The following is a 16597-nucleotide window of genomic DNA, read 5'->3' as shown; positions in this document are numbered from 1 at the left end:
CGGACGGCATAACCTGCACCGCCCGGACAGGCCCGAACCCCGAGGAGAGCCCTTGTACACCACCGCCGTCCCCACCGCCCGCGACCGCCAGCTCACCCCCGAGCGCGAGGAGATCGTCAAGGCGACGCTGCCGCTGGTCGGAGCCAACATCGGCACCATCGCCCAGAACTTCTACCGCACCATGTTCGGCAACCACCCCGAGCTGCTCGCCAACACCTTCAACCGCGGCAACCAGAAGTCCGGCGAACAGCAGAAGGCCCTGGCTGCCTCCGTCGCCACCTTCGCCGCCATGCTCGTCGACCCGAACGCCCCCGACCCGGTTGACCTGCTCTCCCGCATCGGCCACAAGCACGTCTCCCTCGGCATCACCGAGGACCAGTACCAGATCGTCTACGAGAACCTCTTCGCCGCCATCGTGGAGGTGCTCGGCGGCGACGTCGTCACCGCCGACGTCGCCGCCGCCTGGTCCGAGGTCTACTGGATCATGGCCGACGTCCTCATCACCTTCGAGAAGGCCCTCTACGCCTCCGACAACGTCGCGGACGGCGACGTCTTCCGCGAGGTGACCGTCGTCGACAAGCAGGAACTGACCGACACCGTCACCACCTACACCCTGGAGGGCGACCTCACCGAGGCCCGCCCCGGCCAGTACACCTCCATCGGCGTCGTGCTCGCCGACGGTGCCCGCCAGCTCCGCCAGTACTCCATCATCGGGCAGGCCCCGGGCAGCTACACCATCGCCGTCGAGACCGAGGGCGAGGTGTCCACCCACCTCCGCGAGAACGTCCGGGTGGGCGACACCATCCAGGCCACCCTCGCCGCCGGCGACCTCGTGCTTGTCGACGGCGAGAACCCCGTCGTCCTCGTCTCCTCCGGCATCGGCTCCACCCCGATGGTCGGCATGCTCTCCCACCTGGCCCGCACCGGCTCGGACCGCCCCACCACCTACCTGCACGCCGACGACTCCGAGGCCGTCCACGCCCAGCTCGGCCAGACCACCGCGCTGCTCGAGCGCCTCCCGGAGGCCACCGTCGCCCACAGCTACCGTGACAACGGCCAGCTCATCGACATCTCCGCCCACGACCTCGCCGGCTCCGACGTCTACCTCTGCGGCGGCACCGAGTTCCTCCAGGCCATCCGCCGCGACCTCGCCGCCCTGCCGTCCGACAAGGCCCCGAAGTCCGTCCACTACGAGCTCTTCTCCCCGAACGACTGGCTGCTCGGCTGACGTCCTCCTCTCCGTTCACACGTCACTCCCATCCGTCACAGGTGGCGACCTGGGGAAATGGGGAACTCCCCAGAAAGTGACGTGTGAACAGGGAGGGGTCAGGTGAAGTGCAGGAACGCCCCCACCGCGAAGGCGAAACCGGCCAGCGACGCACACGCGAACTCCAGCAGCATGCCGAAGCCCATCGACTTCATGGCCTCCAGCGACGCCCGCCACGCGGAGGCCAGATCCTTGCGTCGAGCGAACTCGGCGACCAGCAGGCCGAGCGCGAAACCGAGGAAGAGCCCCACCACCGGCACCACGAACATGCCGACCACGCCCACCGCGACGCCGATGAGTACCGGGCCCCGTGGGATCTGCTCCCTCTTCATCTTCCGGCCCGTGAGGATGGCGGAGGCGCTCATGCCGAGCACGGCCAGCACGATGCCGGTCACGCCCGCCGTCCACGACGCCGTGGACCCGAGCACCCACGCCCACACGAGCAGGGTGCCGATGGTCAGCAACGAGCCGGGCAGGATCGGGATGATCGTGCCCAGCACGCCGACGACGAGGAGCAGGGCGGCGACGGCGGTGACGGTGGCGTCGAGGGCGGTGGTGTCCATGGGGACAGTGTCCCACCGCGGCGGGACTCAGGCGAGCATGCCGAGCGCGAGCGCCAGCAGCAGGATGATGATGGAGAACACCCACACGATGGGGAAGGTCAGCCGGATGTGGCGTCCCATGTTCGCCTGGGCCAGTCCGATGCCCAGCCACAGGGCGGGGGAGAACGGGCTGACGAAGGTGCCGATGATGTTGCCCACGATGAGCGCCGTCGCCGCTCCGAGCCCACTGACCCCGTAGGCACCGGCGGTCTCCTGGACGATGGGCAGAACGGAGAAGTAGTAGGCGTCGGTGGAGGTCATGAGGTCGAGCGGGATGCCGAGCAGTCCGACGACCACGTGGATCCAGGGGCCCACGGCGGCAGGCAGCACGGAGAGGAGCGAGAGGGCGATCTGCTCGAGCATGCCGGTGCCGTTGAGCACGCCGAGGAACATGGCGGCGGCGATGAGGACGCCGGCCATGGCCAGGGCGGCGGGGGCGTGGCGCTGGAGGGTGGCGGCCTGCTCGGCGGAGCCCCGGAAGTTGACCAGCAGGGCCAGCGAGGTGCCGATGAGGAAGGCCGGGGCGGGCGGGATCACGCCGGTGACCAGGCTGATGAGCAGTGCGAGGGAGAGGATCACGTTGGTCACGGTGACCCAGCGGGCACGGCGGTAGGTGAAGCCGCGGGCCAGTCGGTTCTCCTCCTGGGCGGCGACGAAGTCGGCGGCGATCTGCTCGACGTCGACGGTGCCGCGTCCCTCGAAGTCGGGGGAGGTGCGCAGGCGGGCGATGCGGCGGGTCTCCGACAGGCCGAGGAGGCCCGCGACGAGGAAGACCATGACGATGGAGACACCCTGGATGGGCAGGAGGTGCTGCCAGATCTCGGCGGGGTCCTCGGCGATGACGGAGGCGGCGCGACCGACGGGGCCGGCCCAGGGGAGCATGTTCATCACGCTGGCGGCGATGGCGACGATGCACAGCAGGACGTAGCGGCTCATGTGGAGCGCGCGGTACAGCGGGAGCAGCGCCGGGATGGTGAGCAGGAAGGTGCTGGCGCCGGCCCCGTCGAGGTGGGCGACGATGCCGATGGCGGCGGTGCCCAGGGCGGCGAGGACGATGTTGCCGCGGGTGGCCCGGATCAGCCCCTTGACCATGGGGTTGAACAGGCCGACGTCCTGCATGATGCCGAAGTAGATGATGGCGAAGATGAACATCACGACGACGTTCATCACCTTGTCCAGGCCGATCCCGAAGAACTCGCCGAGGGACTCGAGGCTGTAACCCGCGATGAGGGCACCGGCGGCCGGGACGAGGGTCATGACGACGGTCGGGTTCGTGCGGCCCCGGATGAGGATGCCGACGGTCACGGCCACGATGGCCAGGCCGATGATCGTCAGCGCGAGGGGTGTTTGCATGGTGACTTTCTCCTGTGGTCGGGGGGAATGCCGGTAGCCTAAGGTGACCTGCGCCACTGCGGAACTGTTGTGATCGTTCGCTGCCCTTCTGTGCAATCACTCCTTTCTGCGCATTGTGCTCACTGTGCCGATCGGCCCCGACCAGGCCCGTCCAGGCCCGACCAGGCCCGAAGGAGGTGCCGACCGTGCGTTCCCCGCGCTTCATCACCCGCGTCCTGCTGCTGCAGCTGCTGGTGGTGGCCGTCGTCACGGCGGTGTTCACGGGAATCCTCTCGTGGGTCACCGTGCAGCACCTGCGCGGTGAGGCGGAGGCCTCCGCCCTGGCCATCGCCCGCGCGGTGGCGACCGACCCTGAGGTACGCCGGGCGGTCGCCGGTGCCTCGGACGGGGCGGCCCCGGAGGTGGCGGAGGAGGTGCTGCGGGGGCGGGCAGGTGACGTGGCAGAGAGCACTGGTGCGCTGTTCATCGTCATCACCGACGCGGAGGGCCTGCGTCTGGCGCACCCCGATCCGGAGCGGCTGCGGGAGCAGGTGAGCACGGAGTTCCGCCCGGTCCTGGAGGGGCGTGAGGTGGTGGCCTGGGAGACGGGCACCCTCGGGGAGTCCGCCCGCGCCAAGGTCCCGGTCCGCGACCCGGAGGGCGGGGAGCCGGTGGGGATGGTCAGCGTGGGTTTCGCCCGCTCCGGGGTCTACGCCAGCCTCCGTGGACAGTTGGCGTGGACGGCCGGGGCGGCGACGCTGGCGTTGCTCATCGGCGCCCTCGCGGCCCTGGTGTTCCGGGGACGCTGGGAGCGCAGCACCCTCGGCCTGCAGCCGGAGGAGCTGGTGGCCCTGGTGCAGAACCAGGAGGCCGTGCTCAACGGGGTGGCGGAGGGCGTGGTCGCGGTGGATGAGGCGGGGACGATTCGCCTGGCCAACGACGTGGCCGTGGAGCTGCTCGGGGTAGGGGAGCTGCAGGGCCGGGCGGTGACCGATCCTGCCCTGCCGCAGCCCGTGGCCCGGCTGCTCCGGTCGGGCGGGCAGCAGGGCAGGCGGGACCACGTGGTGGTGGGCGACCGGGTGCTCTACCTGGACTGTCGGCCGGTGCAGCGGGACGGTCGGGTGCTGGGGTCGGTGGTGGTGCTGCGAGACCGCACGGACATCCTCGAACTCACCGAGCGGCTCGACTCGGTGCGCACGATGACGTCGGCGTTGCGTGTGCAGCGCCATGAGTTCGCCAACCGGATCCATGTGGCGGCGGGGCTGCTCGACGCGGGGCAGGTGGAGGAGGCCCGTGAGTTCCTGCGGACGCTGGAGCGTCGCGGTGCGGTGGACTACCCGCTCGTCGACGCCGACCTCATCGACGACCCCTTCCTCCGTTCCTTCCTCGGCCTGAAGTCCCTGGAGGCGGCGGAACGGGGTGTCCGGATGCAGGTCGGCGGGGACACGCTGCTCCTGGATGAGCTGCGGGATCCGGAGGACGCGGCGACGGTGCTGGGCAACCTCCTCGACAACGCGGTGCGGGCCGCCGCGCCGGGGTCCGGGTGGGTGGAGGTCACTCTGCTGCAGTCGGGCGGGGATCTGGTGCTCACGGTGACGGACTCGGGTCCGGGTATCGGGGAGGGCGTGGATGTCTTCGCCCGACGCCCGCAGGAGGGTAGGGCGGTGCACGGGCACGGGATCGGGTTGCCGCTGGTGCGGGAGCTCACCCGGCGGCGGGGCGGTGACGTGTGGGTCATTGACCGGGGCGGGTCCCCGGGGCAGGGGGCGGTCGTCGGGGCGCGGATTCCCGGTGTGCTCGGGGAGGGTGGCAGAGTCGGTGGGGAATCGGTGCCGGGTGGAGGAGGTGTCAGGTGAACGTCCGGGAGTGGCGCGTGCTGGTCGTCGAGGATGATTTCCGGGTGGCGGCCATCCACGCGGGGATCGTCGCGGAGGCGCCCGGTTTCCGGGTGCAGGACAGTGTGCGGACGGTCGCGGAGGCGCGGGCGGTCATCGCCCAGGAACCGCCGGACCTGCTGCTGGCGGATGTGTACCTCCCCGACGGCGACGGTATTGAGCTGGTCCGGGGCTGCGGTTTGGACGCCTTCGTCCTCAGCGCCGCAGGAGAGCCGGACACGGTGCGGCGGGCGATCCGCGCGGGGGTGCTGGCCTACCTGCTCAAGCCGTTCCCGAAGGCGAGCCTGCTGGACCGCCTCGACAGGTACGCGCGCTACCGCAGCGTCGTCTCGGGTACGCGCGGGTTGTCGCAGGAGAAGATCGACCGCGCCCTGGCGATCCTGCACGGTCCCGGGGAGAGCACGGGGCCGGCGCGCTCGGCCACGGAGGAACTGCTTCTCGACGCCCTCGGCGACTCCGAGCTCTCCGCCTCCGAGGCCGCCGCCCGGGCGGGAGTGTCCCGCGCGACCGCTCAGCGGCGTCTGGCTGAGCTGGCGGCGCAGGGGGTGGTGGCGGTGCGTCTGCGCTACGGGGGATCGGGGCGTCCGGAGCATCTGTACTCCCGGGTGCGTTGAACGCTGCCGCAGGTCATCGGCTACCCTTGGTAGCCGTGACCGAGCAGAAGAATCCCCAGGACCTCCCCGAACAGCTGCGCATCCGTCGAGAGAAGCGTCAGAAGCTCATCGACGCTGGTGTGGAGCCCTATCCCGTCACCGTCGACCGCACCACGTCGCTGCGTGACCTGCGGGCCAAATTCGTGGTGGTCCCGGAGGGCGAGGACGCTGCCGGCGAGGAGGGCGTGACCTACCTGGCCCCGGGCGAGGAGACCGACGTCGAGGTGGCCGTCGCGGGCCGCCTCATCTTTATGCGCAACACGGGCAAGCTGTGCTTCGCCACGCTGCAGGACGGTGACGGCACGCAGCTGCAGGCGATGCTCTCCCTGGCGGAGGTCGGCCAGGAGTCGCTGGACTCCTGGAAGGCTGACGTCGATCTCGGCGACTTCGTGTCCGTGCGGGGCCGGGTGATTGCTTCCCGACGCGGCGAGCTGTCCATCATGGCCTCCTCCTGGCAGATGGCTTCCAAGGCGCTGCGTCCCCTCCCGGTGACCTTCGCGGACCTGTCCGAGGACACCCGCGTCCGTCACCGCTACACGGACCTCATCGTCCGTGAGCAGGCCCGCAAGAACGCGATGACCCGTATCAAGGTGATGCGCGCGCTGCGTCATCACCTGGAGGACGAGGGGTTCGTCGAGGTGGAGACCCCGATGCTGCAGACCCTGCACGGTGGTGCGGCGGCCCGTCCCTTCCAGACGCGTTCCAACGCCCTCGACATCGACCTGTACCTGCGTATCGCGCCGGAGCTGTTCCTCAAGCGGTGCGTGGTCGGTGGTATCGACAAGGTCTTCGAGGTCAACCGCAACTTCCGTAACGAGGGCGTCGATTCCTCGCACTCCCCGGAGTTCGCCATGCTGGAGACCTACGAGGCGTGGGGTGACTACAACACCGGCATGCGCACCATCCGGGAGCTCATCCAGGCGGTGACCATGGACGTCTTCGGCTCCCATGTGGTCACGCTCGCCGACGGCACCGAGTACGACCTCGGCGGCGAGTGGCCGGAGATCGAGATGTACCCCTCCCTCAACGAGGCGCTGCAGCGCAAGTTCCCGGGCCAGCCGGAGGTCACCATCGACTCCACCGTCGAGGAGCTCAAGCAGCTTGCCGACGTCGTCGGCCTCGAGGTTCCCGCCAAGGGCGGCTGGGGCCACGGCAAGCTCGTCGAGGAGATCTGGGAGGTGCTCTGCGAGGATCAGCTCACCGGCCCGATCTTCGTCAAGGACTTCCCGGTGGAGACCTCCCCGCTGACCCGTCAGCACCGCTCCAAGCCGGGTGTGACCGAGAAGTGGGACCTCTACGTCCGCGGCTTCGAGCTGGCCACCGGCTATTCCGAGCTGGTCGACCCGGTCATCCAGCGTGAGCGCTTCGAGGACCAGGCCCGTCTGGCCGCCGGCGGTGACGATGAGGCGATGGTCCTCGACGAGGACTTCCTCGCCGCGATGGAGCAGGGCATGCCGCCGACCTCCGGCATCGGCATGGGCGTGGACCGTCTGCTCATGGCCCTGACCGGCCTGGGCATCCGGGAGACCGTCCTGTTCCCGATGGTCAAGCCCGAGCAGAAGTAGCACCGCGGGTCAGGGTTCCTCGGGGTGTTCCCTGACCCCGTGCACGGGTGGCGGTGGCTGGGAGTTTTCTGGGGGCGCGGGCGTCGATAGTGGGCCCCTCCCAGTAACACCTCCGAAAGCCCAGCTCACGGTGGCTGCCCGCGTGCCCGTCCCAGGGTTGTCCCAGCAAGGGACTGTTGTCTGGGCACGCTCTCCCAGGGGTGCTTCCTACGTTTTTCCGTATGACCAACGCACTCACTCCACGACGGCGCATCATCGCCCTCGACGTGCTCCGGGGCATCGCGATCCTCGGCACCCTGCTGACCAACATCTGGCTCTTCTCCCGCTCCTCCATGGACGCCACCGCCGAGGGCGCGGTGGCTGAGGGGCGCTGGCGGCCTTCAACTCCGTCGCCGACGTCCTGCTCAACCTCTTCACCGACGGCAAGTTCATCGGACTGCTCACCATCATGTTCGGCATCGGTCTGGAGATCCAGCGCCAGGCGGCGATCCGTCGCGGCGAGCCCTGGCCGGGCCGCTACCCGTGGCGGGCGCTGATCCTCATTTTCGACGGCCTGCTGAACTACATCTTCATCTTCGAGTTCGACGTGCTCATGGGCTACGGTCTCACCGCCCTGGTCGTCGCGGCCGTCATGGCCCGCAGCCCCCGCGCGCAGAAGATCTGGATGGGGGTGGGCCTCGCCGCCCACGCCGTGATGATGTTCTTCATGGCCGGCGGGCCGCGCCTGTTCGGCTCCTTCCCGGGTGGCGACTTCGTCCGCGAGGCCACTCCGGGTGAGGAGGGCATGCGCTTCATCCAGGAGGGCCTGCCCACCGACTCCTACTGGGGCATGGTCACCGACCGCGTGCAGAACTTCATCGGCGGCCGCGGGGAGATCCCCATCATGTTCTTCATGGGCCTGGGTCTGTTCCTCGTCGGCGCCCACCTCTACCGGGCCGGTCTCTTCCTCCCGGAGGGTGTCCGCCTGCGCCGCATCGTCATGGGCATCGGGTTCGGAGTCGGGTTCCCCTCGACTGGGCACTGCGCCTCACCGACACCGCCGGCCACGTCGCCCGCTACGGCACCTCCACCATCGTCGCCTTCGGACTCCTCGCCGCCGTCGCGGCCTTCTACGCCCGCCGGGAGCGCGTGGGCCTCATGGGGCACCTGCTGTCCCTGGTCGGGCGGATGGCCCTGACGAACTACATCCTGCAGAACCTCATCGCCTCGATCATCTTCTACGACTGGGGCCTGGGCATGAGCCGCCGGATCCAGGGCCCCTGGGACACCGCCGCCACCCTGGGCATCTACCTGGGCATCTCTGCCTTCCTCATCGCACTCTCTGCCGTGTGGCTGCGCTTCCACCGCCGCGGACCGGTGGAGATCGTGTGGCACGACCTCGTCGACAGGATCGCCGACACCGCCGAGAAGGTTGCTTCCCGACGCCGCAGGCAGCGCCCCACCACCCCGGCGAAGCAGGAGCTCCCTGTGGGGTAGGGGCACCCGCCGCAGGTCACAATATTGAGTACTACGTCTCCGGTGGCCTGCGGGACGGCTACCGTATGAGTAATATGCACCACGTTAATAATTGTGCTCGGTGATGGAGGATGTGTGTCAGTACCGGAGAAGGCCCTGTCGGTGCCGGCCCTGAGTAAGCGGGAGCTCGAGGTGGTGCTCACCTGGCTGACCTCCGTGTCGAAGCGGGAGGTCGGCAAGCTTCTCGGAGTCTCCGAGGACACCGTCCGCACGCACATCGCCCGCGTACGGGGGAAGTACATGAGCGTCGGCCGTCCGGCGAGCACGAAGTCGGACCTCATGCTCCGCCTCATGCAGGACGGTTTCTTCGACCACCGCAACGCCTGACGTAGGCCCTCTCCAGAGAAACACAGCCCCGCTGTACCCTCCCCGGTGACCCAGGGAGCGCACAGCGGGGCTGTGGGCGTTTCCAGGGATGGATACAGGTTCGCCTCTAGATTGAGAGCTATGCGGCCGCCCAGCGGCCTGCAGGGGCCCTTTCCGGGCGTGGCAGGCTACACGGGCACATAATAAACGAGGAACCCGCCTCATCCACGCGGGGTGGATGAGGCGGGTTCCTCTTGCTTCCTCAACGCCAGGGGCGTCGGGGGTCAGCTTCCTACTAGGAGGAGAGCTTGAAGGAAGAGGTGCCCGGCTTGGTGGTGGACTGGCCGCCGTCGACCTTGTCCTTGGCCAGAGCGTCAGCGATAGCCTTCTGAGCCTCAGCCAGCTCCTCGGCAGCCTTGAGCTCACGGTCGCGGTCAGCAGCAGCCTTGGCGGCAGCCTCGCGCTCATCCTTCAGGGCGAGGTCGATGAGCTCGACGCGGTCCAGCTCGTGCTGCCAGACAACACCGTTGAGGACAGCCTTGGCGTAGGTCTCGAGGGCGAACTGGCGCTTGATCTCGAGGTAGCCGTCCAGGTTGGTGGCCTGGTCGTACTCCCAGTCGTCGTAGCCGTTGGCGGCGAGGGACTCGAAGTAATCGGTGACCGCCGCGTCAGCCTCCTGCAGGAAGCCAACGTTCATGAGGATGCCCTGGTGCAGGCCGCCCAGCAGCTCGATGTACTCGGTGCGCAGGGTGCGATCGACGGTGACCAGCTCGTTGTTCTGGTACAGCTCGAAGTAGCGCTCCATGACAGCGAACTGAGACTTGAGCACGCGCAGGGTGTCGCGCTGGGCGACGGCGCGCTCGAGGAGGAGCTGGCGCGGCAGAACGTTGGTCAGCTGAGCCTCGATGTTGGAGGCGACGGCCTTCTCGTAGGCCGGGGTGAACTCTGCGACACCCTCGTTGATCAGGGCCTGCAGGGAAAGCAGGGCCTTCATGTGCTCGTTGTTGACGTAGCGGCCGTCTTCCTTGTCGATGTTCCAGTCGCCGGCCATCTTAACCTGGTCGTCGACCTTAGCCTTGAGGGCCAGGACGGACTGGTAGACGGCGACGGCGTTGTCGCGGGTCGGGGTGTTGATGTTGTCCAGCTCCTCGAACTCCACGTGGGTGTTGAGGTCGTTGACACGGTCGATCCAGTCGTTGACGTCGTTGAGGTCGCCCACGGTGTGGACGAACGGAGCCAGGAGAGCGATCAGGGCGTCGTAGTCGGCGGTGGCGATACGGTCCTTCTCGGCGGCGTACTTCACGGAAGCGCGGGCCTCGAGAACGTTGTCGGAAGCCTTGGCGAGCTCTGCCTCAGCCTCGGCGCGGGCCTGTGCGAAGGTCTGAGCAGCGGCCTCCTCGGACGGGTCGACGTCGTCGCCCAGGGTGAGGAAGAAGTCGACGAGGTTAGCGTAGAGGTGGTTGTCCGGGTTGCCGGTGATGCCGTTCAGGTAGACGGCGGTCTCGTCGGTGAGGTCCTTGAGGACCTTCGGGGAGGTGTTCTTGGGCTCGACGACGACAGCCTTGGAGCCGTCCTCCAGGCGGAAGCCGCCCTGCTGGGTGGTGTCCTGGGCGAAGGCCGGTGCGGCGAAGCCGGAGAGGCCGGTTGCGATGGCGACGGCGCCGGCGAGTGCGGCGGTACGGACGCGGTTCTTGAACATGAGCGATAAACTCCTGAATTCGATCGTGTGGGCTGAAAGACCCGGGGCCGAACCTGTTTGGTCGGCGCTGGAAAGTCCACCGCGAAAAATTCCGGAATAGCTCCGGGCTCATATTTTTCGCAATGCCTGGCGACTCGGTCGCTGGGCATCACCTTAGGACAGTTTTCGGGATTTTGCGCCCTCCCGCCGCCGGGCGGACAGTTGTGCCGGTGTCTAACGCAGTAACGGTCCGATAACGGAAAAATAGGCGTCTAGCAGCGGGTTATTGGTGAATTGCTGAAATGTTTATGGCTTGCAGCTGGCCATCTGATGGGTCCAAGTTAAGCCGAACGGGTGACCCCTAAGGGGGTTAGTTTCCTCGTGGGTCGTGCCTGTTCGACTGGTGGAAACTTCTGGAATATGCAGTTCAGGGGCTTTTCTGAGGGAATCGTCGGCGAAAGCCGACACTCCGGGGAGGGACAATGCGGGTGTTGTCCGACCCATGAAGTACACTCATGTGCTTCTGGGGACTGACAGTTCGCGCACAGGCAAACGGCCACGGAAGTGTTTCTTCTCACAATCGTTGCCGTTGGCGTAATGCGGCGGGTCGAGGCTTATATATATGAGACTCAAACTGGCGCGGGGTGGCAATACTGTGGCAGGGGTGGAACGGGGGAGCGCGGCGTCGATTAGTAGGGACGCATGACAGCGGATAGTCTGATCACCTTTCCCGGGGATGTCGGCATCTCCAGACGATGCAGGAAGGTCAGTACATGAACACGAAAAGTTCCCCGACCGGCACCAACAATGAGGCGCTGCCTGCCGAGGTGAAGGTGATCCTCACCGTGCTTGTCGGCTCGGCGCTGGTGATGTTCCTCAACGAGACGATCCTCTCGGTGGCGCTGCCCTCGATCATGGAGGATTTCCAGATCCCCGCCACCACCGCCCAGTGGCTGACGACCGGCTTCATGCTCACGATGGCCGTCGTCATCCCGGCGACCGGGTGGATACTCCAGCGCTTCTCCACCAGGCAGGTGTTCCTCGCCGCCGTGAGCAGCTTCCTCGTGGGCACCGTCGTGGCCGCCGCCGCACCGACGTTCCCTGTGCTGCTCATCGGCCGCATCGTCCAGGCGGTCGGCACCGCGCTCATCATGCCGCTGCTGATGACCGTCGCCATGACGGTCGTGCCGGCCAACCGGCGCGGCTCGGTCATGGGCGTGATCTCCATCGTCATGTCCGTCGCCCCGGCGCTGGGCCCCACCGTCTCAGGCTTTATCCTCAACCGCCTCACCTGGCACTGGCTGTTCTGGCTCGTGGTACCCCTCATCACCGTGGCGCTGGTGGTCGGGGCAGTGTTCATCCGCAACATCGGCGAGACCACCCGCACCCCCTTCGATCCGCCGTCCGTGGTGCTCTCCGCCCTCGGCTTCGGCGGCCTCGTCTACGCACTGAGCACCCTGGGGACGAACCTTCCGGTGGCCGTCGGCGTGGCGGTCGTCGGTGTCATCGCCCTGGCGCTGTTCGTGTGGCGCCAGCTGAAGCTTGAGACCCCGCTGCTGGATCTGCGCCCCTTCACCATCCGCAACTACACGCTGTCCGTGGTCGTGGCGCTGCTGCTCATGGGCACGCTGCTCGGCGTGGTCATGGTCCTGCCGATCTACCTGCAGACCGCCCTGGGTGTCACCGCGCTGGTCACCGGTCTGCTGCTCATGCCGGGTGGCCTGGCCTCGGGTCTGCTGGCACCTTTCATCGGCCGCCTCTACGACCGCGTCGGTCCGCGGCCATTGGTCATTCCGGGTGCCCTCCTGCTCCTGGGTGCGGTCTGGTCCATGACCCGCCTCGGTATCGCGTCCACCACGACGCAGGTCATCGCCATGCACATCGTGTTCTCCCTCGGACTGGCACTCATGATGACCCCGCTGATGACCACGGCGCTGGGATCACTGCCCAAGCATCTCTACGGTCACGGCTCGGCGATCCTCAACACCCTGCAGCAGCTGGCCGGTGCCGCAGGAACGGCGATCCTCATCGCCGCGCTGTCCTTCGGCACCCGGGCCGCGGCCGCCGGGGGAGCGGACCAGGCGCAGGCCACCGCGGACGGCGCGCACACCGCCTTCATCGTCGCCGGCGTCATGGCCGTCCTCGTGCTGCTGGCCAGCCCCTTCGTGTCCAAGGTGGCTGAGGAACAGCAGGAGGGCCAGGCCTTCTAGTCCCTCCGGGCCCACCGGAGAAAAAAGAGGCCTCCGGGAATTCCCGGAGGCCTCAACTGCTGGGTGCCTCCCCTAGAGGGCGGCGAAGTTCTGGGTGGCGTACACCGAGCCGTCGGAACTGGTGGCCCAGCCCACGCCCACGTGCGTGAACTCCGGGTTCTCCACGTTGCGACGGTGCGACGGGGAGTTCAGCCACGCCTGCAGCATGTCACGCGCTGCGACGGACTGGTTGAAGGTGCCCACGTTCTCAGCGGCCTTGCGCCACGACGACGGGTAGTGGTTGACGTAGGACGGGTTGTGGCGCAGGTGACGCTGGCTCGCCATCGTCTCCGACCAGGACTGGGCCACGTTGTCCAGCATGTGGTGGCTCGACAGCGGAGCCAGGCCGCGGGACGCGCGGTAGACGTTGGTCTCGTGCAGAAGCGCGGCCTGGATGCCGGAATGGTCGGCCAGGGCGGCGTAGGGGCTCTGCGAAGAACCGGCGAGCGGGTTGGCTGTGGCGACGGCGGGCAGAGCGGACACGGCCAGCGACGCGGAGAGTGCGACGACGGCGATATTGCGGGTACGCGACATGAATACTCCTCGTTAGGCGTTTCGGCGATGTTAACAGAATGATAACGGGACGCGCGGTGGCGCGCCGCACAGTGGGATTCCGGGTTGTTCGCTAAAGGCGTACATTGCCCTGACCTGCAGGAACCCCACGGGCCTGGCACTCTCGCGGGGAGAGTGCAAATGGAGGGGTGGTCGCGCGCGTTAGAGTGGGGGACAAGTTAGACACAAAGGTTAAGGGGTAAGCACATGTTCGAACGGTTCACAGACCGTGCGCGCCGCGTCATCGTCTTGGCGCAGGAGGAAGCACGGCTGCTCAATCACAATTACATCGGCACCGAGCACATCCTCCTCGGCCTTATCCATGAGGGCGAGGGTGTCGCCGCCAAGGCGCTCGAGTCGATGGGCATCTCCCTGGACGCCGTGCGACAGGAGGTCGAGGAGATCATCGGTCAGGGCACCCAGCCCCACACCGGTCACATCCCCTTCACCCCGCGCGCCAAGAAGGTCCTCGAGCTCTCCCTGCGTGAGGGCCTCCAGATGGGCCACAAGTACATCGGCACCGAGTTCCTCCTGCTCGGCCTCATCCGCGAGGGTGAGGGCGTGGCGGCCCAGGTCCTGGTGAAGCTCGGCGCCGACCTGCCGCGCGTGCGTCAGCAGGTCATCCAGCTGCTCTCCGGTTACGAGGGCGGCCAGGGCGGTTCCCCGGAGAGCACCCCGGAGTCCGGCGGTCCCGTCGGCGCCGGCGCGGCACGCGGCCCGCAGGGCGGCGGCCAGGGCGGGCCGGGCGAGCGTTCCAGCTCCCTCGTGCTCGACCAGTTCGGACGTAACCTCACCCAGGCGGCCCGGGACGGCAAGCTCGACCCGGTCGTCGGCCGTGAGAAGGAGATCGAGCGCATCATGCAGGTGCTCTCGCGTCGTACCAAGAACAACCCGGTCCTCATCGGTGAGCCCGGTGTGGGCAAGACCGCCGTCGTCGAGGGCCTGGCCCTGGACATCGTCAACGGCAAGGTCCCGGAGACCCTGAAGGACAAGCAGGTCTACTCCCTCGACCTGGGTTCCCTCGTCGCGGGTTCCCGTTACCGCGGTGACTTCGAGGAGCGCCTGAAGAAGGTGCTCAAGGAGATCAACCAGCGCGGCGACATCATCCTGTTCATCGATGAGATCCACACCCTCGTCGGCGCCGGTGCCGCCGAGGGCGCGATCGACGCCGCCTCGCTGCTCAAGCCGAAGCTGGCCCGCGGTGAGCTGCAGACCATCGGTGCCACCACCCTGGACGAGTACCGCAAGCACATCGAGAAGGACGCCGCCCTGGAGCGTCGTTTCCAGCCGGTGCAGGTCCCGGAGCCGTCCGTCGAGCTGAGCATCGAGATCCTCAAGGGTCTGCGCGACCGCTACGAGGCGCACCACCGCGTGTCCATCACCGATGGTGCGCTGGCCGCCGCCGCGAACCTGTCCGACCGCTACATCAACGACCGTTTCCTCCCGGACAAGGCCGTCGACCTCATCGACGAGGCCGGCGCCCGCATGCGCATCAAGCGCATGACCGCCCCGGAGGGTCTGCGTGAGATCGACGAGCGCATCAACGACGTCCGCCGCGAGAAGGAGGCGGCGATCGACGCCCAGGACTTCGAGAAGGCCGCCGGCCTGCGCGACAAGGAGCGCAAGCTCGGCGAGGAGCGTTCCGAGAAGGAGAAGCAGTGGCGTTCCGGTGACCTCGAGGAGATCGCGGAGGTGGGCGAGGAGCAGATCGCCGAGGTTCTCGGCGCCTGGACCGGCATCCCCGTGTTCAAGCTCACCGAGGAGGAGTCCTCCCGCCTGCTGCGCATGGAGGACGAGCTCCACAAGCGCATCATCGGCCAGGACGAGGCCGTCAAGGCCGTGTCCCGCGCGATCCGTCGTACGCGCGCCGGCCTGAAGGACCCGAAGCGTCCCTCCGGCTCCTTCATCTTCGCCGGGCCGTCGGGCGTCGGTAAGACCGAGCTGTCGAAGGCTCTCGCGGAGTTCCTCTTCGGCGAGGACGACGCACTCATCCAGATCGACATGGGTGAGTTCCACGACCGCTTCACCGCCTCCCGTCTGTTCGGTGCTCCCCCCGGATACGTCGGCTACGAGGAGGGCGGCCAGCTCACCGAGAAGGTCCGCCGCAAGCCGTTCTCCGTCGTGCTTTTCGACGAGATCGAGAAGGCCCACAAGGAGATCTACAACACCCTCCTGCAGGTCCTCGAGGACGGCCGCCTCACCGACGGCCAGGGTCGTGTCGTCGACTTCAAGAACACCGTGCTCATCTTCACCTCGAACCTGGGCACGCAGGACATCTCGAAGGCCGTCGGCATGGGCTTCTCCGGCTCCGCCGAGACGGACTCCGACGCCCAGTACGAGCGCATGAAGAACAAGGTCCACGACGAGCTGAAGAAGCACTTCCGCCCCGAGTTCCTCAACCGTATCGACGAGATCGTGGTTTTCCACCAGCTCACCCGCGAGCAGATCGTGGAGATGGTGGAGCTGCTCATCGGCCGCGTCCAGAAGGCGCTGGCCGCCAAGGACATGGGCATCGAGATCACCGACAAGGCCAAGGCACTCCTGGCCCAGCGTGGTTTCGACCCGGTCCTGGGCGCCCGCCCGCTGCGTCGCACCATCCAGCGCGAGATCGAGGACGCCATGAGTGAGAAGATCCTCTTCGGCGAGCTGGGTGCCGGCGAGATCGTCACCGTCGACGTCGAGGGCTGGGACGGCGAGTCGAAGAACACCGACTCCGCCTCCTTCACCTTCACCCCGCGTCCGAAGCCGCTGCCGAAGGGCACCTTCTCGGAGATCTCCCCGGAGGCCGCCGAGGCGGTGCGTGACGTCGAGACCGACACCATCACCCCGGACGTCCCCGACGTCCCGGAGATCACCGATGACCTGTCCACCGGTGGCGACGAGGGCCCGGCCGGCGGAGCGCAGCCCGCACCGCAGAGCTAGTCCCTGAGAAAACCAGGCGCCCGCCTCCCGAGCAGGGGAGGCGGGCGCCTCGTCGTTCCCC

Annotated in this window: 13 protein-coding genes; 9 read left to right on the top strand and 4 right to left on the bottom strand. The window is 67.6% G+C overall.

The window, feature by feature from the left end:
* The first annotated feature begins 52 nt into the window (after positions 1 to 52).
* A complete protein-coding gene (locus B842_RS11415) occupies positions 53 to 1228 on the top strand; it encodes an NO-inducible flavohemoprotein (protein ID WP_040086771.1) in 1176 nt (391 codons plus the stop codon).
* Positions 1229 to 1326: 98 nt separating this feature from the next.
* Here B842_RS11415 and B842_RS11410 read toward each other — a convergent pair whose 3' ends face one another.
* Positions 1327 to 1830 carry a DUF456 domain-containing protein gene (locus tag B842_RS11410; protein ID WP_040086770.1) on the bottom strand — a complete coding sequence of 168 codons (504 nt, stop codon included), beginning with the start codon at positions 1828 to 1830 and terminating at the stop codon, positions 1327 to 1329.
* Positions 1831 to 1857: 27 nt separating this feature from the next.
* The gene (locus B842_RS11405; RefSeq protein WP_040086768.1) at positions 1858 to 3222 is read right to left on the bottom strand and encodes a CitMHS family transporter; all 1365 of its coding nucleotides are present in this window, start codon (positions 3220 to 3222) and stop codon (positions 1858 to 1860) included.
* A 185-nt stretch (positions 3223 to 3407) separates the two neighbouring features.
* Here B842_RS11405 and B842_RS11400 point away from each other — a divergent pair, with 185 nt between their 5' ends.
* The 6 genes from B842_RS11400 to B842_RS11380 all read left to right on the top strand — a co-directional run bounded on the left by B842_RS11400 (position 3408) and on the right by B842_RS11380 (position 9156).
* The gene (locus tag B842_RS11400) at positions 3408 to 5057 is read left to right on the top strand and encodes a sensor histidine kinase (protein WP_052438013.1); all 1650 of its coding nucleotides are present in this window, start codon (positions 3408 to 3410) and stop codon (positions 5055 to 5057) included.
* A complete protein-coding gene (locus B842_RS11395) occupies positions 5054 to 5710 on the top strand; it encodes a response regulator (RefSeq protein WP_040086766.1) in 657 nt (218 codons plus the stop codon). Before B842_RS11400 ends, B842_RS11395 begins: the two co-directional genes overlap by 4 nt.
* Before the next feature lie 26 nt (positions 5711 to 5736).
* On the top strand, positions 5737 to 7314 hold the full coding sequence (gene lysS / locus B842_RS11390; RefSeq protein WP_373277268.1) for a lysine--tRNA ligase: 1578 nt from the start codon (positions 5737 to 5739) through the stop codon (positions 7312 to 7314).
* Positions 7315 to 7762: 448 nt separating this feature from the next.
* On the top strand, positions 7763 to 8491 hold the full coding sequence (locus B842_RS14020) for a DUF418 domain-containing protein (RefSeq protein WP_052437911.1): 729 nt from the start codon (positions 7763 to 7765) through the stop codon (positions 8489 to 8491).
* A complete protein-coding gene (locus B842_RS14015) occupies positions 8386 to 8790 on the top strand; it encodes a DUF418 domain-containing protein (protein ID WP_245631318.1) in 405 nt (134 codons plus the stop codon). Before B842_RS14020 ends, B842_RS14015 begins: the two co-directional genes overlap by 106 nt.
* A 114-nt stretch (positions 8791 to 8904) precedes the next feature.
* A complete protein-coding gene (locus B842_RS11380) occupies positions 8905 to 9156 on the top strand; it encodes a helix-turn-helix transcriptional regulator (protein ID WP_040086763.1) in 252 nt (83 codons plus the stop codon).
* A 274-nt stretch (positions 9157 to 9430) separates the two neighbouring features.
* Here B842_RS11380 and B842_RS13270 read toward each other — a convergent pair whose 3' ends face one another.
* Positions 9431 to 10834, bottom strand: a complete 1404-nt coding sequence (locus B842_RS13270) for a hypothetical protein (RefSeq protein WP_052437909.1) — start codon at positions 10832 to 10834, stop codon at positions 9431 to 9433.
* A gap of 752 nt (positions 10835 to 11586) precedes the next feature.
* On the opposite strand from B842_RS13270, the gene B842_RS11370 reads away from it, so the two are divergent.
* Entirely contained in the window at positions 11587 to 13023 is a 1437-nt protein-coding gene (locus B842_RS11370) for an MDR family MFS transporter (protein ID WP_040086762.1), read from the top strand.
* Positions 13024 to 13095: 72 nt separating this feature from the next.
* Here the strand turns inward: B842_RS11370 and B842_RS11365 are convergent, their stop codons facing one another.
* The gene (locus tag B842_RS11365; RefSeq protein ID WP_052437908.1) at positions 13096 to 13596 is read right to left on the bottom strand and encodes a CAP domain-containing protein; all 501 of its coding nucleotides are present in this window, start codon (positions 13594 to 13596) and stop codon (positions 13096 to 13098) included.
* 225 nt (positions 13597 to 13821) lie between these two features.
* Here B842_RS11365 and B842_RS11360 point away from each other — a divergent pair, with 225 nt between their 5' ends.
* Positions 13822 to 16536, top strand: a complete 2715-nt coding sequence (locus B842_RS11360) for an ATP-dependent Clp protease ATP-binding subunit (RefSeq protein WP_040086760.1) — start codon at positions 13822 to 13824, stop codon at positions 16534 to 16536.
* Positions 16537 to 16597: the final 61 nt, after the last annotated feature.

The sequence above is a fragment of the Corynebacterium humireducens NBRC 106098 = DSM 45392 genome, assembly GCF_000819445.1.
Lineage (GTDB): Bacteria > Actinomycetota > Actinomycetes > Mycobacteriales > Mycobacteriaceae > Corynebacterium > Corynebacterium humireducens.
Note: the sequence above shows the minus strand (reverse complement) of the source record. Positions and strands in the feature narration are given on the sequence as shown.